The following is a 21,002-nucleotide window of genomic DNA, read 5'->3' as shown; positions in this document are numbered from 1 at the left end:
CACAGCTTCCGGGCCCTCGGGGTCAGGGGGTCGGCCGCTGTCATCCGGCCGTCGACCCGCCGTCGACCGTGAACTCCGTACCCGTGATGTACGAGGACGCGTCCGACACCAGGAAGCGCACCAGCTCCCCGACCTCCTCCGGTCTGCCCATCCGGCCCAGCGGAAGGTGCGACCAGTCCCGGCCCGCCGTGCTCGCGATCATCGGTGTGTCGATCGCGCCGGGATGAACGGAGTTGACGCGGATCCTGTACTTGGCGAGGTCGAGCGCGGAGGAGCGGGTCAGCCCGCGCAGGCCGAACTTGGTGGAGCCGTAGGCGGCGTGGCCCTTGATGCCGACCAGTCCGGCGGTGGAGGAGACGTTGACGATGGAGCCGCCGCCCGCCTCCTTGAGCGCGGGGAGCACGGCCTGGATGCCGAGGAAGGGGCCCAGCAGGTTGACCCGGAAGAGGGCCTCGAAGTTCTCCGGGGTCTCGTTCTCGACGGAGGCGGTGCGCCACAGGGCGGCGTTGTTGACGAGGGCGTCGATGCGGCCGAAGGAGGACAGTGCGGCTGCCGTCACCTCCGCCCAGCTCGCCGCGTCCGACACGTCGTGCCGTACGAACAGCCCTTGCGTGCCGAGGGACGTGGCGACCGCGCGGCCCGCCTCCTGGGCGATGTCCGTGACCACGACCCGGGCGCCCGCCTCGGCGAAGAGTGCGGCCTCCGCCGCGCCCTGGCCCCGTCCGGCACCCGTGACGACGACGACTTTCCCGTCCAGGCTGATGCTCACTCGCCCTCCTGCGCCGGGGTGGTGCCGGTGGACCGGAAGTGGGGAATCACCGTCTCGCCCCACTGGCGAATGGTCTCCATGCACGCCTCCTGCGGCACCGTGCCCATCTGGATCAGGCACATCACCTCGTCGACGCCGATCTCGCGCAGCTGCTCCACGTAGGAGATCGCGGTCTGCGCGTCGCCGTAGGCGTGCTCGGCGTTGTAGGTGCCGGTGTCGACCGGGCGGGCCGGGATCCTGGCGTCGTGCAGTCTGGCGACCAGCGTCTCGCGGTCCTTCGCCAGGGCGGCGATGTGGTCGGCGGCGGTGTCGGAGTCCTCGTAGCCGGACGGCGCGGGGGCGTTGCCGTACCAGTGCGCGATCGACTCGGCGAAGAAGCGCTGACCGCGCGTGCCGATGCGCAGGGCCTGTTCGGCGTCGTCCAGGACGATGGTCGGGCAGAGGGCGGAGAGGTGGTTGTTGACCTCGGTGGAGACGAAGCGGTCGCCGCTGCGGGTCGCGATGGCCTCGTCGTACACCTTGCGCATCTCGCGTACGTCGTCCGCGCCGGCGAAGCCCATCACCAGTGCGCCGATGCCGAGTTCGGCGGCCAGCTTGAGGGTGTCGTGCTTGGAACAGGCCATGAAGAGGGGCGGGTGCGGGTCCTGGACGGGGCGCGGGAGGACGGCCCCCGGGCCGATGTCGAGGGAGCCGTGCCACTCGAACCGCTCCTCGCGCCAGGCGCTGGAGAAGATCCGCAGGGCTTCTTCCATCTGGGGGTACGTGTCCTCGGGCTCGACCCCGTACATGGACATCTCCTGGCGGGTCGCGCCCCGGCCCGCACCGATGTCGACCCGGCCGCCGGAGAGGACGTCGAGCATGGCCGCGCGCTCGGCGACGCGCACCGGGTGCTGGTAGCCGAACGGCATGGTGACGACGCCGTGGCCGATGCGGATCTTCTTCGTCCGGGCGGCGACCCAGGTCAGGAAGATCTCGGAGGCGGACATGTGCGCGTACTGGGTGAGCGAGTGGTGCTCCACGGCCCAGATGCGGTCGAAGCCCATCTCCTCGGCGAACACGGCCTGCTCGACACAGTCGTTGATCACCTGGCGCTCGCGCTCGGGGGTCGGGTTGGCGAGCTGGGCCTCGAAGATCATCGAGAACTTCACGGTGCGGTCCTCCCGGGGTCGTTCCAGACTGAGTTATTTCTAATAGAAATACTTCTAGCAGGCATACGGGAACGGGGGAAGGGGGTGCGAGGTGTTCGCGCATAGACTTCCCGGCGTGGCGAAGAAGGAAGCGGTAGCGGCGGACGACGCGGTGCGCGACGGTGGTGCGGGGGAGACCGGCGGGGCGGGGGAGTCCGCTGAGGCGCTCCCAGCGCTGCCGGCCACGAGCTGGGCGGTGCTCGGACTGCTCTCCTTCGGGGAGGAGCTGTCCGGTTACGACCTGAAGAAGTGGTCCGACTGGTCGTTGCGCTTCTTCTACTGGAGCCCCTCGTTCAGCCAGATCTACAGCGAGCTGAAGCGGCTGGAGAAGGCCGGTTTCGCCACGTCCAGGATGGTCGCGCAGGAGACCGGGAGCCGCGACAAGCGGGTCTACCGGATCACGGATCCGGGGATGGACGCGGTGCGCAGGTGGGCGCGCGAGGCGCCCGTCGATCCGCCGGTGCTCAAGCACGGGCCGATGCTGCGGCTGTGGCTCGGTCACCTGCTGGAACCGGAGCAGATGCGTGAAGTGCTGGTCCAGCACCGGGAGTTCGCGGAGAAGATGCGCCGGCGCGCGGTCGCGGACGTCGAGGGTGCGCAGGGCGAGGCGGCCTGGGCGTACCCGACGCTGACCCTCAAGTGGGCCGAGCGATACTACGCCTCCGAGCGGGACCTGGCGAGCGAGATGCTGGCCGACATCGAGGAAGTGGAGCGGCGGGGGAAGTAGGCGGTACGGGGGCTGGATGGCCCCCCTTTTTTGCGCGTGCGGGGCGGTTGGGGCGTGAGGTCCTGCTCGGAGGTGGGTTCTCAGCACGCCACCCGGCCGTAGCTCCGCCGGAAGTACACCAGCGGCTCTCCCTCGCGGTGGGCCGTCAGGTCCGTGACGCGGCCGAGCGCGATCGCGTGGTCGCCGCCGTCCAAGACGTCCTCCAGGTCGCACTCGATGGTGGCGAGCACCCCGTCGAGCAGTGGCGCCCCGTACCTTCCGGGCGTCCAGTGGGTCCCGGCGAACTTGTCCGCGCCGGTCACCGCGAACCGGCGGCACAGCTCCTGCTGGTCGGCGCCCAGGATGTTCACCGCGAACCGGCCCGCCTCCCGGATCCGGGGCCAGGTCGACGAAGTGTGCGCGGGGCAGAAGCAGACCAGCGGCGGGTCCAGGGAGACCGAGGAGAAGGACTGCACGGCCATGCCGGCCGGGCGGCCGTCGGTGCCGAGTGCGGTGATGATCGCGACCCCGGTACAGAAGGAACTCATCGCGGTCCGCATGTCGATCCCCTCGACTGTGCAGTGCGGGTCGGCAAGGGTGGGGGTAAGGGTGGCTCGTGTCGTTGCCGTTGCGGCGGTCATGGTGTGGGTCCTCTCGGCGGTAGTGGCGGTAGTGGCGGTAGTCGTGGCTGTGGCGGTCGTGGCGGCGGTGCCTGTGCGTGTGAGGGCGGTGATGGCCTCGCTCGGGGCCGTGGTGGCGGGGTCGTACGGGCCCTGGGTTCCTGGGGCCGGGGGGCCGTGGGTGACGGTCGTACGGCTCCGGCGGTGACGAGGGTGCGCTGTTCGCGGCCGCGTCCCGGTCACGGATTGTTTCTACTAGGTATATGCCTAACCGAAACACCTGTGATTGGATACCGGCCACGCTCGCACGTCAAGTAGGCATGTAGGAGGGTTCCTTGAGCAGCTCCCCGCACCAGCCACCTCCGTCACCCACGCCACCCCTGTCCCCCCGGACACCCCCCGCGACCCTCGCCGCCCTCCCGCAGTACGCGGCCGACGCGTACGGGCAGCGGGAGGCGCTTGCCGACGGAGAGGTCCGCTGGACCTTCACCCGGCTGAACGAGGAGATCGCCGCCGCCACCCGGGCCGCCCTCGCGCACGGGGTCCGGCGCGGCGACCGGGTCGCCGTCTGGGCGCCGAACAGCCGCCAATGGATCACCGCCGCCCTCGGTGCGGTCTGCGCGGGCGGGGTACTGGTCCCGGTCAACACCCGCTACAAGGCTGCCGAAGCGGCCGACATCATCCGCCGCAGCGGCGCCTCCGTGCTGCTCACCGAGCGCGGTTTCCTGGGCACGGACTACGTCGCCGCCCTCCACGCATCCGGCGAGGACCTGGGCGCCCTGCGCTCCACCGTCGTCCTGCGCGGCGAGCCGGGCTCGCAGGCCACCGGCTGGGACGGCTATCTCGCGGCGGGCGCCCGCGTCGGCGATACGGAGCGCCTCGCCCGTATCGCCGAAGTCGCCCCCGAGAACCTCTCCGACATCCTCTACACCTCGGGAACCACCGGCCGCCCCAAGGGAGTCACCACCACCCACTCCCAGACCGTCCGCCTCTTCGGGGACTGGTCGCGGCTGGTCACCCTCCGCGAGGGCGACCGCTATCTCCTGGTCAACCCGTTCTTCCACACCTTCGGCTACAAGGCGGGCATCATCGCCTGTCTGCTGCGCGGCGCCACCATGCTCCCCGAGTCGGTGTACGACGCGGACCGCATCCTGAAGCGCATGGCCGCCGAACAGGTCACCACCCTGATGGGCCCGCCGACCGTCTTCCACGGCCTGCTCCACCACCCCGAGCGCGCCGCCCACGATCTCTCCGCGCTGCGCCTGGCCGGAACCGGCGCCGCCGCCGTTCCCACCGAACTCGTCGAGCAGATCAGGAACTCGCTCGGCGCACCGGACGTTTTCACCGCATACGGACTCACGGAGTCGGGCGGCGTCGTCTCGGTCTGCCCCACGGACGCCGACGCCTGGACCGTGGCCCACACCGTCGGGCTCCCGCTGCCCGGCACCGAGGTGCGGATCGCCGACCCCCTGGGCGATGCGCTGCCCCCGGGGGACCACGGCGAGGTGCAGGTCCGTGGGTACCACGTCATGCGCGGTTACCTGGACGACGCGGCGGCCACGGCCGAGGCGGTGCTGCCCGACGGCTGGCTGCGCACGGGCGACATCGGTTTCCTCGACGCGCGCGGATTCCTCGTCATCACCGACCGCCTCAAGGACATGTACGTGGTCGGCGGCTTCAACGCCTACCCCGCCGAGGTGGAGAACGTCCTCCTCGGTCACGAGGCGATCGCCGATGTCGCGGTGGTCGGCGCCCCCGACGCACGCCTCGGCGAGGTGGGAGTCGCCTTCTTCGTCACCAACACGAACGCGGCCACGACCACGGCGGCCAACGCGACCAGGAACTCGGCGGCCAACGCGACCACGAGCACCGCTGACAACGCATCGATGAACGCCTCCCCGGGTACGCCCACGGCCGGGGCCCACGACGTCTCCCCCGAAGCACTCACCGCCTGGACCCGAGAACGGCTCGCCAACTTCAAGGTTCCGCGCCGCTTCGTCCCCGTCGAGTCCCTGCCGCGCAACGCCGGCGGCAAGCTCCTCAAGGGCGAACTGCGGCGCGCCGCAAGAGGAGAGGACACCCCAGGAACATGAACCCCACCGAGGAGCAGGAAGAGCTGAGGGTCGCCGTCCGGTCGGTCCTCGCCCGCCACGAGGGAATGGCCGCCTGGCGCCCCCTCACCCAAGACATCGGCATCGCCGCACTGACCGTCCCCGAGGAGTACGGCGGCGTGGGCTGCCCCGGACGGGGTGAAGTGCACGTCGTGATGGAGGAGTTGGGCCGCGCCCTGAGCCCCGTTCCGTATCTGGGCTCGGCCGTCCTCGCCACGGAGGCGCTGCTCGTCGCCGCCAACGAGGAGGTCTGCGCCCGCCTGCTCCCGCCCCTCGCCGAAGGCAGAGCCACCGCCGCCCTCGCCTGGGCCGAGGCCGGTGACGGACGGGGCACCTGGGAGGCGGGCGAACTCGCCACCCGGGCCGAGGAGTCGAGGACGAGCGGCGACTGGCTGCTGACGGGGGAGAAGGAGTACGTCCTGGGCGGTCCGGTCCGGGACCCGCTGGGGGCGGAGGCGGCCAAAGCTCCCGTAACGTCCGCGAACGAACCGGCAGCCCTCGCAGTGGAGTCCGCGAACGCCCGGCGCGCCCCCGCGGCGGAGTCCGCGAACGCCCCCGCGGCCCCCGGTGTCCTGCTCGCCCTGGCCCGTACGCCCGCCGGGCTCGCTCTCTTCGAAGTGGCCCAGGATTCATGGCGGTTCGAGCCACTCCCCGCCATGGACCGCACCCGCCCGCTGGGCCGGGTGACCCTGGACCGTACGCCCGCCCGGCTGATCAGCACCGAGGGCGCCCGGGTGCTCGCCCGGGTCCGCGACCTGGCCTGCACCGCGCTCGCCGCCGAGCAGGTCGGGGCGGCGGCGCGGGCCCTGGAGATCACCGTCCAGTACGCCAAGGACCGGGTCCAGTTCGGCCGCCCCATCGGCTCCTTCCAGGCCGTCAAGCACCGGCTCGCGGATCTCCACGTACTGGTCGAGGGCGCACGCTCACTCGCCCTCGCCGCCTCCGACGCGGGCGCCGCACCCGAGGCGGCGGCGGCTGCCAAGGCGGCCTGCTCCGAGGCGTACGAGAAGGTCGCGGGCGAAATGATCCAACTGCACGGCGGCATCGGCATCACCTGGGAGCATCCCGCCCACGACTTCTTCAAACGCGCCCACGGAAGCGCCCAGTTCCTCGGCGCCCCCGCCTCGCACCGCCGCCGGCTCGCCAGACTGCTCGGGTACGAGGCAGGGCGCCCGGACGGGTCCGCGGCCGGGGACCGGTCCGCCGTGATCGCGTAACCTCGGCGGGCGGGGGACGGCCACGGGGCGTACGTGAGGTACGCGACGTACGAGACGACGGAAAGCGGGTCCGCGCATGCCCATCGACCTCCGCAAGGTGGAGGAGAGCGCGCCCGCGCTCGTCAGCCTCTACAAGAGCGCCGGCGTCTCGCTCACCAAGCACGGTCTGCACGGGCAGCGCGCCGCCGTCTATCTCGTCATCGACTACTCCGGCTCGATGAAGCCGTACTACAAGGACGGCAGCGTGCAGGCCCTGGCCGACCGCGTCCTCGGTCTGTCCGCCCACTTCGATGACGACGGCACCGTCCCCGTCGTCTTCTTCTCCACGGACGTCGACGCGGTCACCGACATCGGACTCGTCAACCACCGCGGCCGCATCGAGACGATCGTCGCCTCCCTCGGCCACATGGGGAAGACCAGCTACCACCTGGCCATGGACGCGGTCATCGACCACTACCTGGACAGCGGATCCACCGATCCGGCCCTGGTGATCTTCCAGACCGATGGCGGGCCGATCAACAAGCTCGCGGCCGAAAAGTACGTCTGCAAGGCCGCCCGCCTGCCGCTCTTCTGGCAGTTCGTGGGCTTCGGGAACACCCGCAGTACCCAGTTCGACTTCCTGCGCAAACTGGACGAACTCGCCGTACCGGCACAGCGAGTGGTGGACAACGCGGGGTACTTCCACGCCGGCGAGGACCCCCGCCAGGTGCCGGACGCGCAGCTCTACGACCATCTGGTCGGCGAGTTCCCGGTCTGGCTGGCGGCGGCCCGCGCCGAGGGGATCGTCCGATGAAGCTGCTGCGCGCCGCCGACCGCACCGCCGTCGCCTGGAAGAACGGCGGCGGAGTCACCCGCGAGATCGCCGGCGGGCCCGAGGGCGCGGGCATGACCGACTTCCTCTGGCGGGTCAGCCTGGCGAACGTCGCCGCCGACGGCCCGTTCTCGGTGTTCCCCGGCGTCGACCGGATCCTGACGATGGTCGAGGGCATGGGCATGGACCTCACCCTGGAGGACCCCGGCACGGGCGACGTCCCCGGCCCCGGCACCCGCCTGGTCGACACCCGGTACGTCCCGCAGCACTTCCCCGGCGACGTCCCCACCCACTGCCGTCTCCTCAACGGAACCGTGGTCAACCTCAATGTCATGCACCGCAGGGGCCGGGCCTCCGCGCAGGTCGAGGTGGTGCGCGGTGATGTGACGATCACCGCCCCCGAGCAGGGCACCCGGATCGCCCTCCCGCTGGACGGCCGGGTCGTCCTCTACCGCCATGTGGCGTCAACCCTGGAGAGGTACGACGCCGTGCTCTTCGCCGGTGTCGACCCCGCGTCGTACGACCCGCCGGGCACGTTCCTGACCACCGGCCGTACGGCGGTCATCACACTGCACCACGACTGAGGGCCCGGCATGACCGTGCCCCCGTTCCGTGCGGAACACGGAACGGGGGCACGGACGCGGGCGGCCGGGTTACTTCGCGGCGGCCGGGCCCGACCCGACACCGTTGGCCGTGGTCTGCGCGGTGTTGGTGACGTTGCCGGCGACGGTGTCGGTCGCGGTACCGGTCACCTCGTCGAGCAGTTCACCCGAGACGGGCAGCGAACCGAGCTGGTCCGCGGGCTCGGCGGCGTGTGCTCCGGGGGCGGGCGAGACCAGGGCGGCGAGGAACCCGGCGGCGAGGGAGGCTGCGGCGGCCATGCTTCGTTTCTTCATACCCTGCCCAACGCGCCAAGGCGCGATGGGTCACGCAGTAGCCGGACTTCCGTGCCCGACCAGGCAGAACGGGTGGCCCGCCGGATCGGCGTACACGTTCCATCCGCGGGTGGTCCCGGCGTGGTCCAGGACGCGGGCGCCGATGGCCAGCACCTCGGTGTGTGCGGCGGCCAGGTCCGGGACCGTGAAGTCCAGGTGGAACTGCTGCGGATGTTCGGGATCCGGCCACCGCGGCGGGTGGAAGTCCGTGGCGCGCTGGAAGGCGAGGACCTGCCCCTGCGGGGTGTGGACCGTCGCCCAGCTCTCGTCCACGGCCCACTGCCGGTCCGGACGGTTGACCGCTCCGCCCGTCAACTCCCCGTAGAAGGCGGCGAGGTGAAGCGGGTCGGGGCAGTCGATGACGGTGCACTGAAGGGTAGCGATCATGGGCGGAGCCTAGAGGGATTGAGGTGACGCCGCCCTGGCGGCCTTCTCCTTCGCCAGCAGGGGAGCGAACGCCCACCACACCAGCAGCGTGGCACCCGCGCCCGCGACCGCTCCGGCCGCCGTGTCGGAGAGCCAGTGGGCGTGCAGCCAGGTGCGGCTCCACATCATGGCCAGTACGAGCAGCGTGGCCACCGGCCACCACCAGCGGCGCCGGGCCGCGCCCGGGACGCACAGCACGCCGATCACGATGACCACCATCGCCATCGTCGCGACGTGGCCGGACGGGAACGAGCCGTGGTCGACGGTGATCAGGGGATTGGCCGGGCGGGGCCGGTCGACGACGTTCTTCAGCCCCTGGATGACCAGTTGGCCGAAGAACACGGCCGCGAGCACGAAGAGGGCGGAGCGCCGGCGCCTCAGGGCGAGGAGCACGATGACCGCGAGGAGCTGGACGGGGGCGCCGAAGGGTCCGCCGAACCAGTTGAGGGCCATCGCGAGGGCTTCCGGGATGCCGTCGTGGGGGCCGCCCATCCAGCGGAGCCAGGTGCTGTCGATGTCCTGGAAGGGCGGGTTCCTGAGGTCGCCGCGCATGAGGAGGCCGGCGAGCACGGGCAGCGCGATGAGGGCTGCGGCGAGGGAGAGGAGGGTGCGGGACCGGCGGGGTGGGGCGGGTGGGGCCGGTGGGCCGGCGGCGGGGGTGGCGGGTGCGGCGGTGGCCATGAGGGTGCCTCCGGGGGAGGGGCGGGAGCGTGCGGGCGTCCGCCCGGGGGTGGGGTGAATCCGGTCATGCGGGGTTCATGCGGGATGGTGACACGTGTAAGCGGGCGTGGCAAGGGGGTGGGGGCCGGGGGGGAGCGGGGACGGGGTGGGCCGGGGTGCGGTGGATGCGACTCCGTGGGGCCCCGCCGCCCCAGGGAGCGGCGGCATGGCGAGGGGGCAAGGCCCGCCGCAGGCGCAAAGCGTCCGGGTGGGCCCGTGAGGGGGGTGGTCTCCAGCCGTGGCGGGTGGCCGGCGTCAGTCCTCCATCACCCGCCCCCGGCACACCCCCGGCGCCCCCCACGCGTCCCGCAACGGCCTCGCCTTGCGTAGCCAGAGCGACAGATCCAGCTCCTGCGTATACCCCACCGCCCCGTGCAACTGCAGTGCCGCCCGCGCTGCCGCGTACGCCGCCTCCCCCGCCCCCACCTTCGCCGCCGCGATATCCCCCGGCCGCATGCTCAACGCCGCCCCGAACAACAGCGGACGCGCGAATTCGAGCCCCACCAGCGTGTCCGCCAACCGGTGCTTGACCGCCTGGAACGCCCCGATCGGGCTGCCGAACTGCGTGCGCTGCTTGGCATACGACACCGTCTCCGCGAGCAGCGCTTCACCGACCCCGAGCGCCTGCGCGGCCGTCAGCAACCGCGCCAGATCCCGCGCCGCCGCGACCCGCTCGGCCCCGACCGCGATCGATTCCCCGGCCAACGGCCGGTAGAGCCGCCGCGCCGTGTCCGCCGAGACCCGCAGCTCACCGCCCGACGGCGCGACCGCAACAGCCGGCGCCAGCAGGAAGACCGCCTCGGCCGCGTCCGCGTCCAACGCGTACCCCCCATCGGACAGCGTCACCACCGCCTCGCCCGCCGCGATCCTCGGCAGCCACTCCTTGGCGAGCGGTGTCCCGTTCAGCAGCGCAGCGACGGCGGCTGTCTCCACATACGGCCCCGGGGCCGCGTGGCGCCCCAACTCCAGGAAGGCCAGAGCCAGTTCGACCGGCAGCACCCCCGCCCCTTCGTGCTCCTGAGGCACCGCGAGCGCGAACACGCCCGCCTCCGCGACCCGCTGCCACAGCGCCCGCCCGGGGGAGTGGTCGCCACGTTCCCAGGCCCGTACCACCGCGGGCACCTCGGCGGCGGACAGCATCGCGCGCAGCGAGCGGGCGAAGTCCTGCTGCTCTTCGGTGAGGAGGAAACGCATCAGCGCCGGCCCTTCGGGAGGCCGAGCAGCCGCTCGGCGATGATGTCGCGCTGGATCTCGTTGGTGCCGGCGTAGAGGGGCCCGGCGAGTGAGAAGACATACCCCTGCGCCCACTCGCCCTCCGCCAGCTCCCCGTCCGCGCCCAGGAGTTCCAGCGCGGTCTCGTGCAGCTCGATGTCGTACTCGGACCAGAAGACCTTGTTCAGGCTGGACTCGGCGCCGATGGTCTGCCCGGCGGCGAAGCGCGACGCGTTGCCCCAGGTGAACAGCTGGTACGCGCGGGCGCCGATCACCGCGTCGGCGATCCGGTCCCGCATCGCGGTGTCCGCCGGGTCGCCGTGCGTGTGCCAGTCGGCGGCGAGGCGGTCCGCGGCGGCCAGGAAGCGGCCGGGGGATCGGAGCATCAGTCCGCGCTCGTTGCCGGTGGTGGACATGGCGATCCGCCAGCCCTGGCCGGGCTCGCCGATGATGTCGGCGTCCGGGACGAAGACCTCGTCGAGAAAGAGTTCCGCGAAGGCGGGCTTGCCGTCGAGGCGGCCGATGGGGCGGACCGTGACGCCGGGGGCGTGCAGGTCGAACATCAGATACGTCAGCCCCCGGTGCGGCTTGTCCGCGTGCGGGTCGGTGCGGAAGATGCCGAACGCCCGGTCCGCGAAGGCGGCCCGCGACGACCAGGTCTTCTGCCCCGAGAGCAGCCAGCCACCCTCCGTGCGTACGGCGGTTGAGCGCAGGGACGCGAGGTCGGAGCCGGCCTCGGGCTCGGACCAGGCCTGCGCCCAGATGGTCTCCCCGGTCGCCATCGACGGCAGCACGCGTGCCCGCTGCTCCTCGGTGGCGTGGTCGAAGAGGGTGGGGGCGAGGAGGTTGATGCCGTTCTGGGAGACCCGGCCGGGCGCGCCCGCCGCGAAGTACTCCTCCTCGAAGATCAGCCACTGGAGGATGTCGGCGCCCCGGCCGCCGTACTCCTCGGGCCACGAGACCACCGACCAGCGGTCGGCCGCGAGCCGTGCCTCCCACTCGCGGTGGGCGGCGAAGCCCTCCTCGGTCTCCAGGGAGGGCAGGGGGGTGGCGGGGACGTGGGCGGCGAGCCAGGCGCGTGCCTCGGCGCGGAAGGCGTCCTGCTCGGGAGTGAAGTCAAGGTCCATGCGCGGATCAACTCCCCGACTTCTGCTGACAGCGAGACTGCTCCTGCGTCCCGGGCTGCTCCTGCGCCCCGGGTTGCTCCTGCGTCCGGGACTGTCCCTGCGTCCGGGACTTCTCACGCACCTCAGCCCCCTCCCGGGCCCCGGGCTCCCCCCGAGCCGACTTCTTCATGGCCGCCACATCCATCCCTCCCAGCGAGTCCTTCGCCGTCTCCGCGTTGTGCGCGTGTGCCAGGTGGTGCAGGCCGAAGACCGAGTCCATGCCGGTGTGCAGGCCCTGGAGGTCCTCCGCCTGGTTGACGGCGCGCTTGGTGAGGGCGAGGCCCAGGCGCGGCATCTCGGCGATACGTTCCGCCAACTCCCTTGTCCTGTCAGCGAGTTCGGCCCGCTGTACCACCCGGTTCACCATTCCGACCTCGTACGCGCGCCGGGCGCTCATCCGGTCGCCGGTGAAGAGGAACTCCTTGGCGATGCGTGGCGGCATCACCCACGGGTGCGCGAAGTACTCCACGCCGGGTATCCCCATCCGTACGACCGGATCGGCGAAGAACGCGTCGTCGGAGGCGACGATCAGGTCGCACACCCAGGCGAGCATCAGCCCGCCCGCCACGCACGCCCCCTGCACCGAGGCCACCACCGGCTTCGGCAGTTCGCGCCAGCGCCGGCACATCCCCAGATACACCTCGGACTCACGGGCGAACCGGCTCTCCGCGCCCGCCTTGTCCGAGTGGTCCCACCACAGGCCCGCCCTCCGCTCGAAGGGGAGGTGGGCGTCGCGCTCGGGGGTGCCGATGTCGTGCCCGGCGGAGAAGTGCTCGCCCGCGCCGGCCAGCACGATCACCTTGACCTCGTTGTCCTCCGAGGCTTGGTAGAGGGCGGCGTCGAGGGCGTAGGTCATCGCGGAGTTCTGGGCGTTGCGGTAGCGGGGGCGGTTGAGGGTCACATACGCGACCGGGCCCCGGCGCGCGTACAGAACGGGCTCACCGGCAGCGGTCTCGGGCGTCACGGCTGTGTCGGCCGTCATGGCGGAACCATCCTTCCCTAACAAGTGTTTGGTAGGTTAACGTACGGCCATGAGCAGCGTCGAGGAGTTCCGCACCGAGGTTCGGACCTGGTTGCAGGCCAACCTCCGCGGTGAGTTCGCGGATCTGGTGGGCCGCGGCGGTCCGGGCCGGGAGCACGAGGTTTTCGCCGAACGCCTCGCCTGGGAACGGCACATGGCCGCCCACGGCTGGACCTGCATCGGCTGGCCCAAGGAGTACGGAGGCCGCGGCGCGAGCATCGGGGAACAGATCGCCTTCCACGAGGAGTACGCCCTCGCCAACGCCCCCGCCCGGGTCAATCACATCGGTGAGCAGCTGCTCGGGCCGACCCTGATCGCGTACGGGACCCAGCGGCAGAAGGACCGCTTCCTGCCCCCGATCGTCGCGGTCGAGGAACTGTGGTGCCAGGGGTACAGCGAGCCGGACGCGGGATCCGACCTCGCCAACGTACGTACCAGGGCTTCCCCTTCGCAGGACGGCTGGGTGGTGAACGGCCAGAAGATCTGGACCTCGCTCGCCCACGAATCCCAGTGGTGCTTCGTGGTCGCCCGCACCGAACCCGGCAGCAGCCGCCACTCGGGTCTCTCCTACCTCCTGGTCCCCATGGATCAGCCGGGTGTCGAGGTCAGGCCCATCGTCCAGCTCACCGGCACCAGCGAGTTCAACGAGGTCTTCTTCGACGACGCGCGCGCCGACGCCGCCCATGTCGTCGGCGAGGCAGGCGACGGCTGGCGCATCGCGATGGCCACTCTCGGCTTCGAGCGCGGTGTCTCGACCCTCGGCCAGCAGGTGGGATTCACACGAGAGCTGGACGCTCTGGTGGAGGTGGCCCGGCGCAACGGCGCCCTGTCCGACCCCCTCGTCCAGGACCGCCTCGTCCGCGCCTGGACCGGCCTGGAGGTCATGCGTGCGCACTTCCAGCGCGGCGACGTGTCCCCCTCGGTGGCCAAGCTCTACTGGGCGACCTGGCACCGTGACCTCGGCGAACTGGCCATGGAGGTGCGCGGCGCCGCCTCACTGGTGGCCGAGTCCGCGCCGTACGAACTCGACGACTGGCAACGGCTGTTCCTCTTCTCGCGCGCCGACACCCTCTACGCGGGCTCGGACGAGATCCAGCGCAACATCATCGCCGAGCGCGAGCTCGGTCTGCCCAGGGAAGCGAAGGGGACCAGGACATGAGCGCCGCACCCGAGTACGTGTTGGGGCACGGCCTGCTGGACGGGCGTACCGCCGTCATCACCGCGGCGGCCGGCGCGGGTATCGGCGGGGCCACCGCGCGGAAGTTCCTCCAGGAGGGGGCGCGGATCGTCATCAGTGACGCACACGCCCGCCGCCTCAAGGAGTCGCAGGCCGCGCTCGCCGAGGAGTTCGGGGCGGACCGGGTCGCCTCCCTGCCCTGCGACGTCACCGACGAGACCCAGGTCCAGGCACTCTTCGCACTCGCCGAGCAGACCCACGGCGGACTCGACGTCGTCGTCAACAACGCCGGTCTCGGCGGCACCGCGCACCTCGTCGACATGACCGACGACCAGTGGTCCAAGGTCCTCGACGTCACCCTGAACGGCACCTTCCGCTGCACCCGCGCCGCCCTGCGCGCCATGCGGCCCGCGGGCCGGGGAGTCATCGTCAACAACGCCTCCGTCATCGGCTGGCGCGCCCAGGCCGGGCAGGCCCACTACGCCGCCGCCAAGGCGGGTGTCATGGCACTCACCCGGTGCGCGGCCGTCGAGGCGGCCGAGTTCGGCGTACGTGTCAACGCGGTCGCCCCCAGCCTCGCCATGCACCCGCACCTGGTGAAGGTCACCACCCCCGAACTCCTGGAAGAACTCACCGCACGCGAGGCCTTCGGCCGGTACGCCGAGCCGTGGGAGATCGCCAATGTCATCGTCTTCCTGGCCAGCGGCTACTCCTCCTACATGACCGGGGAAACGGTCCCGGTCAGCAGCCAGCATGCGTGAGGCCCCTTTCGGGCCCTGCCGGACAATGGGCGCGTGCCTCCCACCAAGAAGAAGCCCCAGGTGACCGCGTCCCCCCAGCGCCGCCGCGAACTCCTCGACACCGCAGCCGAGGTCTTCGCCGCGCAGGGGTACAACGCCACCACCGTCCGCAAGATCGCCGACGCGGCCGGCATGCTCGCCGGCAGCCTCTACTACCACTTCGACTCCAAGGAATCGATGCTCGACGAGATCCTCTCGTCCTTCCTGACCGAGCTGTGGGAGGGGTACGACGCCGTACTCGCCTCCTCGCTCGACCCCAGGGAGACCATCGAGGCCCTGGTCACCGAGTCCTTCCGGGAGATCGACCGGCACCGCGCCGCGGTCGCCATCTACCAGAAGGAGTCCCGCCACCTCTCCGCCCAGCCCCGCTTCCACTACCTCGCCGACTCGCAGACCAAGTTCGAGAAGGCCTGGCTCGGCACGCTGGAGCGCGGGGTCGCCGACGGGGCCTTCCGGGACGACCTCGACATCCGGCTCACCTACCGCTTCGTGCGCGACACGGTGTGGGTCGCGGCGTCCTGGTACCGGCCCGGCGGGCAGCACAGCCCCGAGGAGATCGCCCGTCAGTACCTGTCGATGGTGCTGGACGGCATTGCCGTACGTACCGAGTAAGTCCCTTATGGAATAAGAGGAGTTCGTCATGGCCGAGGCCTACATAGTCGATGCGGTACGCACCCCGGTCGGCCGGCGGAAGGGCGGCCTCGGCGCCGTCCACCCGGCCGACCTCGGCGCCCACGTCCTGAAGGCGCTCGTCGAGCGCTCCGGAATCGACCCCGGCGCGGTCGAGGACGTCGTCTTCGGCTGCCTGGACACGGTCGGACCCCAGGCCGGAGACATCGCCCGTACGTCGTGGCTGGCGGCCGGACTCCCCGAGGAGGTGCCCGGCGTGACCATCGACCGCCAGTGCGGCTCCTCCCAGCAGGCTGTCCACTTCGCCGCCCAGGGCGTCCTGTCCGGCACCCAGGACCTGGTCGTCGCCGGCGGCACCCAGAACATGACGATGATCCCCATCGCCTTCGCCTCCCGCCAGGCCGCCGAACCCCTCGGCCTCACCGACGGCCCCTACCTCGGCTCCGAAGGCTGGCGCGCCCGCTACAAGGACGCCCCGGTCAACCAGTTCCACGGCGCCCAGCTGATCGCCGAGAAGTGGGGAATCTCCCGCCGCGACATGGAGGAGTTCGCCCTGCGCTCTCACCAGCGGGCGCTGCGGGCCATCGACGAGGGCCGCTTCGCCCGCGAGACGGCCGCCTACGGCGACGTGACGGTGGACGAGGGGCCGCGCCGCGACACCACCCTGGAGAAGATGGCCGGCCTCAAGCCGGTCATGGAGGGCGGCACCATCACTGCCGCCTGCTCCTCGCAGGTCTCCGACGGCGCGGCGGCCATGCTGATCGCCTCCGAGCGCGCGGTCCGCGAGCACGGGCTGACCCCGCGCGCCCGCATCCACCACCTGTCGGTCCGCGGCGAGGACCCGATCCGGATGCTGTCCGCGCCCATCCCCGCGACCGCCCATGCCCTCAAGAAGACCGGCATGTCGATTCACGACATCGACCTGGTGGAGATCAACGAGGCCTTCGCCCCGGTCGCCCTGGCCTGGCTGAAGGAGACCGGCGCCGACCCCGACCGGGTCAACGTCAACGGCGGCGCCATCGCCCTCGGCCACCCGCTGGGCGCCACCGGCGTCAAGCTGATGACCACCCTCCTGCACGAACTGGAGCGCACGGGCGGCCGCTACGGCCTCCAGACCATGTGCGAGGGCGGCGGCCAGGCGAACGTGACGATCATCGAGCGTCTGTAGGGGCGGGCGCGGTGGGGGCGGGCCCGCCGTGGGCGCGTCCAGCGGCCGGCGCCTCACCGGCGACCGCCACGGCCCCGCGCACCGGAGCTCCGTCCCGGCCCCGGCCCCCGGGCGGTGGCATTCGCCTACCTCCCCACCGCGAATCCCAGCACCACGCCCGCCTGCACCTCCACCATCCCCGGAGCCAGGTCCGACTCCGTACCCGCGCCCGTCGCGCTTCCGTGGCCCCGGTAGCTGCTGAATTCGTAGGCCTCCGGATCCACGTCCTGGATGTGGATCACGGGGCCCAGCGAGACGCCCGCGGCCTGTGCGTACACCTCTGCCTTGCGACGGGCCGCCTCCACCGCCTTGCGGCGTGCCTCGTCACGGATCGCCTGCTTGTCCCGTACGTCGAAGGCGACGTCGTCGACCCGGTTCGCGCCCGCGTCCACCGTGTCCACCAGCAGTTCCTGGAGGCGGTCGATCTCCGTCGTCTCCACGATGTACGCCGCCTCGCAGCGGTACCCCAGGAACTTGCGGGTGTGATCGTGTTCCGAGCGCAGCACCAGATGCGACCCGGACACCGACGCGTCCGGTATCCCGTAGCGCCGCAGGGTCTCGCGCAGCAGGCTCACCGCCGTGTTCGCCTCCGTGAACGCCTTGCCGGCGGTCGGTTCCAGTACGTCGATCGCCAGCCTGATCCGTACCAGTTGCGGCGCGACCTTGATGCTGCCCGCACCGAACACGCTGAGGCCCCAGGGCTCTTTGATCTCTCGGCTCATCCCCGGATTGAACCACCGGCAGGCGGTCTTCAACAGGCAGGAACTGAACATGAGTTGGGGCGCAGTGACGGACGCCCCGGTCATCGGCTCCGGCGGTGGCGCGACCGCCATCGGTGGCGGCATGAAAGGGGTGACGGGCCATACGGCGTCCGGCCGGGAACGTTCCCCCGCGCGCCTCCCGCGGGGGCGTGCTACGGTAGCCGAGTTGCAGTTTTGGTACCCATGAACTTTATGTGCGCCTGACGAGAACTTCGGCAGGTGCACATTTGTTTTTTTCCGGTCTTTGCCGTTTACCGGCTCTCCGGATGGGGTCATTGCGGCGACGAGGAATTCGTAAAGTGCGGATTTCCGGCTCTGCCCCTGTTTTAGGAGATACAAAATGGCTACTGGCACCGTGAAGTGGTTCAACTCGGAAAAGGGCTTCGGCTTCATTGAGCAGGACGGCGGCGGCGCCGACGTCTTCGCCCACTACTCCAACATCGCCACCTCGGGCTTCCGTGAGCTCCAGGAAGGCCAGAAGGTTTCCTTCGACGTCACGCAGGGCCAGAAGGGCCCGCAGGCGGAGAACATCGTCCCGGCCTAATCGCCCGGACGCGAACCTCCCTGCCGGGGCCCGCACCGTGAAGGTGCGGGCCCCGGCTTGTGTTGTGTTCGCAAGCTGTGCCGGGGCCGCCTCATGGCCCTCCCCCAGGAAGAAGGCAATTACTGCATGACCCGTTTCGAACGATCCTCCTCCGAGCGCACCGGCCGTCCGGCGCGCAACCGACCGTCGAGTGCCGCCCCGTCCCGGGGCCGCGGCAAGGCTTCGACGAAGAATTCCGGCAAGGGCCCCGCCCGCCGGTCCACGCCGCCCACGGGTGAATTCGCTCTGCCGGAGACCATCACCCCCGCGCTGCCGTCGGTCGAGGCTTTCGAAGCGCTGGACATGCCTGCCGCTCTCCTGAAGACGCTCACCGCGCAGGGGGTGACGGAGCCGTTCCCGATCCAGGGTGCGACGCTCCCCAACTCGCTCGCCGGTCGCGACATCCTCGGCCGCGGCCGTACGGGTTCGGGCAAGACGCTCGCCTTCGGTCTGGCGATGCTGGCCCGTACCGCGGGCCGCCGCTCCGAGCCGCACGCGCCGCTCGCGCTGGTCCTGGTCCCGACGCGTGAGCTCGCGCAGCAGGTCACGGACGCGCTGACGCCGTACGCCACGGCCGTCAATCTGCGTCTGACCACGGTCGTCGGCGGCATGTCGATCACCAAGCAGTCCAACGCGCTGCGCCGTGGCGCCGAGATCCTGGTGGCCACCCCCGGCCGGCTGAAGGACCTCATCGAGCGGGGTGACGCGCGCCTGGACCAGGTCGCCATCACCGTTCTCGACGAGGCCGACCAGATGGCCGACATGGGCTTCATGCCGCAGGTCGTCGGGCTGCTCAAGCAGGTCGAGCCGGGCGGGCAGCGGATGCTGTTCTCCGCCACGCTGGACAAGAACATCGACAAGCTCGTCAAGATGTTCCTGACCGACCCGGTCGTGCACTCGGTGGACCCGTCCGCGGGCGCCGTCACGACGATGGAGCACCACGTGCTCTACGTCATGGACGAGACCGAGAAGAAGGCCGTCGCGGCCCGGATCGCCGCCCGCGAGGGTCGCGTGATCATGTTCGTGGACACCAAGCGCGCGGCCGACCGCTTCGCCAAGCGGCTGCTCGCCGCCGGTGTGTACGCGGCCGCGCTGCACGGCGGCCGTTCGCAGCCGCAGCGCAACCGCACCCTGGAGCAGTTCAAGAACGGGCAGGTCACCGCGCTGGTGGCGACCAATGTCGCGGCCCGTGGCATCCACGTGGACGACCTGGACCTGGTCGTGAACGTGGACCCGCCGACCGACCACAAGGACTACCTGCACCGCGGTGGCCGTACCGCGCGCGCCGGTGAGTCCGGCAGCGTCGTCACGCTGGTGCTCCCCGAGGAGAAGCGGGAGATGACCCGGCTGATGAGCGACGCCGGCATCGCTCCGCGCACCGCCCGGGTGAAGTCCACCGACGAGGAACTGTCCTCGATCACCGGCGCGCGCGAGCCGTCCGGTGTCGCGGTCGTCGTCGAGGTGCCGGTGGCGGTCCAGCAGCAGCCCGCGAAGCGGCGTCCCTCCGGCGGCAGCCGCGGTGGGGCGGGTTCCGCCTCCTCCGACGGCCGCAGCCGGACGCGCGGCCGCCGTGGTGGCAGTGGCGGCGGCGCTCCCGCCGGTGGCGGTTCCGGTACGGGCACGGGCGGGCGTCCCGCGCGCGCCGGTGGCGGCGCCGGGGCCGGTGGCGGCCAGGGCCAGTCCCGCGGTGGCGGCCAGTCGCGTGCCGGGGGCGGGCAGTCCCGTGCCGGTGGCGGCCAGTCCCGAGCGGGTGCGGGCCAGGGGCAGGGCCAGCGCCGGCAGGGCGGTGGCCAGGGAGGCCGCCGTACCGCTGCCTGAGCAGTAGCACCCAAGCAGTGAAGCGGCCGGGCCCGAGAAGATCGGGCCCGGCCGCTTTTCGCTGTGCCCGGGAAGGTCGGCCGCTCCCGGGCAGGTCAGCCGTCATCGGGCAGGTCGGCCGGCCCCCGGCACGTCAGTCGACCAGGCGGTCCTGGAGCTTGGCCAGGGTGCGGGCGTCCACGCCCAGGCCCTTCTTCAGGTACCCGTTCAGGGAGCCGTAGCGCTTCTTCACCTCCGCGAGGGCCGTGTCCAGGTACTCGTCACGCACCTCCTGGAGGGGGATGAGGAGGTCCGGGTTCTGCATCATCCCGGCCTGCTTCAGACCGTCACGGACCCTCTTGTCGGCGGCCGCCCTGATCGTGTTCGACGCCAGGTAGTCGCGGCGGGCCGTCTGCTCGGGGACGCCGAGCGCGCGCAGCAGCACATAGCTCGTCCAGCCGGTGCGGTCCTTTCCCGAGGTGCAGTGGAAGAGGACCGCGGAGCGTGTGGAGCTGCGGGCGATGTCCTGGAAGGTCGCCGCGAACTGCGCCGTGTTCGCCGGGTCGCTGATCAGCGTCCCGTACACCTTCTTCATCAGGTCGGCGCCCTTCGTCCCGCCGAGCGCCGCATCCTGCTGCACCGGGTCCCTGGTGGCGATGGCCGCCATCATCTGCCCGTACAGGCCGCTGTCGTTGACCGGGCGGGCGGTGACGGAGAGTCCGGCGGGCAGCCTGTCCTGGCCGTCGTACTGGATCTCGACCGGCACCCGGTAGTCGACGACCTTGCCCAGCCGCAGTCCCGCGAGGGTCCCCAGGTCGGCGTCGGTGAGCTTGCCGAGGGCGTCCGCCCGGTAGACCGCGCCGTACTTGACGGTGTCGCCGCCGTACGTGCGGTAGCCGCCCAGGTCGCGGACGTTGACCGCGCCCTGGAGGGGAATCTGCCGGATCGTGCTGCCGTGTTGGTGGCCGTGGCCGTGGCCGTGTCCGTTCCCGGGGCGGTGCGCGGAGACGGCGGCGCTGTGCGAGGGTGCCTCGGCGACGGCCGTGCCGGGCAGCGCGCCGAGCGCCAGGGCGCTCACGGCCGCGCCTGCGGCCAGTCGTACTCGGTTGCGGCTCATGGAGGTCAACTCCCTTTGGTGTGAGCGGA

The 21,002-nt window shown here is 71.3% G+C and carries 21 protein-coding genes and 1 pseudogene; 11 read left to right on the top strand and 11 right to left on the bottom strand.

Annotated features, from left to right (window positions below):
- Nucleotides 1-40: 40 nt before the first annotated feature.
- Entirely contained in the window at nt 41-763 is a 723-nt protein-coding gene (locus ACIA73_RS30215) for a glucose 1-dehydrogenase (RefSeq protein WP_399442049.1), read from the bottom strand.
- Nucleotides 764-765: 2 nt separating this feature from the next.
- A complete protein-coding gene (locus ACIA73_RS30210; protein WP_399441997.1) occupies nt 766-1,917 on the bottom strand; it encodes an LLM class flavin-dependent oxidoreductase in 1,152 nt (383 codons plus the stop codon).
- Nucleotides 1,918-2,131: 214 nt separating this feature from the next.
- Between ACIA73_RS30210 and ACIA73_RS30205 the strand changes: the two genes are divergently transcribed.
- Nucleotides 2,132-2,683, top strand: a complete 552-nt coding sequence (locus ACIA73_RS30205; protein ID WP_399442048.1) for a helix-turn-helix transcriptional regulator — start codon at nt 2,132-2,134, stop codon at nt 2,681-2,683.
- A gap of 80 nt (nt 2,684-2,763) precedes the next feature.
- On the opposite strand, the gene ACIA73_RS30200 is transcribed toward ACIA73_RS30205, so the two are convergent.
- On the bottom strand, nt 2,764-3,303 hold the full coding sequence (locus ACIA73_RS30200) for a flavin reductase family protein (protein WP_399441996.1): 540 nt from the start codon (nt 3,301-3,303) through the stop codon (nt 2,764-2,766).
- A 314-nt stretch (nt 3,304-3,617) separates the two neighbouring features.
- Between ACIA73_RS30200 and ACIA73_RS30195 the strand changes: the two genes are divergently transcribed.
- The 4 genes from ACIA73_RS30195 to ACIA73_RS30180 all read left to right on the top strand — a co-directional run bounded on the left by ACIA73_RS30195 (nt 3,618) and on the right by ACIA73_RS30180 (nt 8,005).
- A complete protein-coding gene (locus ACIA73_RS30195; RefSeq protein WP_399441995.1) occupies nt 3,618-5,375 on the top strand; it encodes an AMP-binding protein in 1,758 nt (585 codons plus the stop codon).
- On the top strand, nt 5,372-6,610 hold the full coding sequence (locus tag ACIA73_RS30190) for an acyl-CoA dehydrogenase family protein (protein WP_399441994.1): 1,239 nt from the start codon (nt 5,372-5,374) through the stop codon (nt 6,608-6,610). Before ACIA73_RS30195 ends, ACIA73_RS30190 begins: the two co-directional genes overlap by 4 nt.
- A gap of 76 nt (nt 6,611-6,686) precedes the next feature.
- Nucleotides 6,687-7,403 (top strand): vWA domain-containing protein, encoded by a 717-nt coding sequence (locus tag ACIA73_RS30185; protein WP_399441993.1) that lies wholly within the window; start codon nt 6,687-6,689, stop codon nt 7,401-7,403.
- Nucleotides 7,400-8,005, top strand: a complete 606-nt coding sequence (locus tag ACIA73_RS30180; RefSeq protein ID WP_399441992.1) for a HutD family protein — start codon at nt 7,400-7,402, stop codon at nt 8,003-8,005. The genes ACIA73_RS30185 and ACIA73_RS30180 overlap by 4 nt, the downstream gene beginning before the upstream one ends.
- Before the next feature lie 69 nt (nt 8,006-8,074).
- Here ACIA73_RS30180 and ACIA73_RS30175 read toward each other — a convergent pair whose 3' ends face one another.
- From ACIA73_RS30175 to ACIA73_RS30150, 6 genes and pseudogenes are all read right to left on the bottom strand, one after another.
- Nucleotides 8,075-8,302 carry a hypothetical protein gene (locus ACIA73_RS30175; RefSeq protein WP_399441991.1) on the bottom strand — a complete coding sequence of 76 codons (228 nt, stop codon included), beginning with the start codon at nt 8,300-8,302 and terminating at the stop codon, nt 8,075-8,077.
- 45 nt (nt 8,303-8,347) lie between these two features.
- Entirely contained in the window at nt 8,348-8,743 is a 396-nt protein-coding gene (locus ACIA73_RS30170) for a VOC family protein (protein ID WP_399441990.1), read from the bottom strand.
- Nucleotides 8,744-8,752: 9 nt separating this feature from the next.
- On the bottom strand, nt 8,753-9,463 hold the full coding sequence (locus tag ACIA73_RS30165; protein ID WP_399441989.1) for a phosphatase PAP2 family protein: 711 nt from the start codon (nt 9,461-9,463) through the stop codon (nt 8,753-8,755).
- 294 nt (nt 9,464-9,757) lie between these two features.
- Nucleotides 9,758-10,696 carry an acyl-CoA dehydrogenase family protein gene (locus ACIA73_RS30160; RefSeq protein WP_399441988.1) on the bottom strand — a complete coding sequence of 313 codons (939 nt, stop codon included), beginning with the start codon at nt 10,694-10,696 and terminating at the stop codon, nt 9,758-9,760.
- Nucleotides 10,696-11,841, bottom strand: coding sequence for an acyl-CoA dehydrogenase family protein (locus ACIA73_RS30155; RefSeq protein ID WP_399441987.1), 1,146 nt, complete (start codon nt 11,839-11,841; stop codon nt 10,696-10,698). The genes ACIA73_RS30160 and ACIA73_RS30155 overlap by 1 nt, the downstream gene beginning before the upstream one ends.
- Before the next feature lie 157 nt (nt 11,842-11,998).
- Nucleotides 11,999-12,862 (bottom strand): annotated as a pseudogene (locus ACIA73_RS30150) (enoyl-CoA hydratase); the annotation flags it as partial.
- 49 nt (nt 12,863-12,911) lie between these two features.
- Here ACIA73_RS30150 and ACIA73_RS30145 point away from each other — a divergent pair.
- Genes ACIA73_RS30145 through ACIA73_RS30130 form a run of 4 tightly spaced genes read left to right on the top strand, consistent with a single transcriptional unit; the run spans nt 12,912 to nt 16,676 of the window.
- Nucleotides 12,912-14,060 carry an acyl-CoA dehydrogenase family protein gene (locus ACIA73_RS30145; protein ID WP_399441985.1) on the top strand — a complete coding sequence of 383 codons (1,149 nt, stop codon included), beginning with the start codon at nt 12,912-12,914 and terminating at the stop codon, nt 14,058-14,060.
- Nucleotides 14,057-14,839 (top strand): SDR family oxidoreductase, encoded by a 783-nt coding sequence (locus tag ACIA73_RS30140; RefSeq protein ID WP_399441984.1) that lies wholly within the window; start codon nt 14,057-14,059, stop codon nt 14,837-14,839. The genes ACIA73_RS30145 and ACIA73_RS30140 overlap by 4 nt, the downstream gene beginning before the upstream one ends.
- A gap of 33 nt (nt 14,840-14,872) precedes the next feature.
- Complete coding sequence (locus ACIA73_RS30135) at nt 14,873-15,490, top strand: TetR/AcrR family transcriptional regulator (RefSeq protein WP_399441983.1); 618 nt, start codon at nt 14,873-14,875, stop codon at nt 15,488-15,490.
- 28 nt (nt 15,491-15,518) lie between these two features.
- Complete coding sequence (locus ACIA73_RS30130) at nt 15,519-16,676, top strand: acetyl-CoA C-acetyltransferase (RefSeq protein WP_399441982.1); 1,158 nt, start codon at nt 15,519-15,521, stop codon at nt 16,674-16,676.
- A gap of 125 nt (nt 16,677-16,801) precedes the next feature.
- On the opposite strand, the gene ACIA73_RS30125 is transcribed toward ACIA73_RS30130, so the two are convergent.
- Nucleotides 16,802-17,437 carry an SIMPL domain-containing protein gene (locus tag ACIA73_RS30125; protein ID WP_399441981.1) on the bottom strand — a complete coding sequence of 212 codons (636 nt, stop codon included), beginning with the start codon at nt 17,435-17,437 and terminating at the stop codon, nt 16,802-16,804.
- A gap of 379 nt (nt 17,438-17,816) precedes the next feature.
- On the opposite strand from ACIA73_RS30125, the gene ACIA73_RS30120 reads away from it, so the two are divergent.
- Together ACIA73_RS30120 and ACIA73_RS30115 are read left to right on the top strand one after the other, a co-directional pair.
- Nucleotides 17,817-18,020 carry a cold-shock protein gene (locus tag ACIA73_RS30120; RefSeq protein ID WP_003969786.1) on the top strand — a complete coding sequence of 68 codons (204 nt, stop codon included), beginning with the start codon at nt 17,817-17,819 and terminating at the stop codon, nt 18,018-18,020.
- Between the two features lie 126 nt (nt 18,021-18,146).
- The gene (locus ACIA73_RS30115) at nt 18,147-19,877 is read left to right on the top strand and encodes a DEAD/DEAH box helicase (protein ID WP_399441980.1); all 1,731 of its coding nucleotides are present in this window, start codon (nt 18,147-18,149) and stop codon (nt 19,875-19,877) included.
- Nucleotides 19,878-20,010: 133 nt separating this feature from the next.
- Here ACIA73_RS30115 and ACIA73_RS30110 read toward each other — a convergent pair whose 3' ends face one another.
- Nucleotides 20,011-20,973 (bottom strand): tyrosine-protein phosphatase, encoded by a 963-nt coding sequence (locus tag ACIA73_RS30110; protein ID WP_399441979.1) that lies wholly within the window; start codon nt 20,971-20,973, stop codon nt 20,011-20,013.
- Between the last annotated feature and the right edge of the window lie 29 nt (nt 20,974-21,002).

This window comes from Streptomyces sp. NPDC051561 (assembly GCF_044454195.1).
Lineage (GTDB): Bacteria > Actinomycetota > Actinomycetes > Streptomycetales > Streptomycetaceae > Streptomyces.
This window is presented reverse-complemented; position numbering and strand designations above follow the sequence as displayed.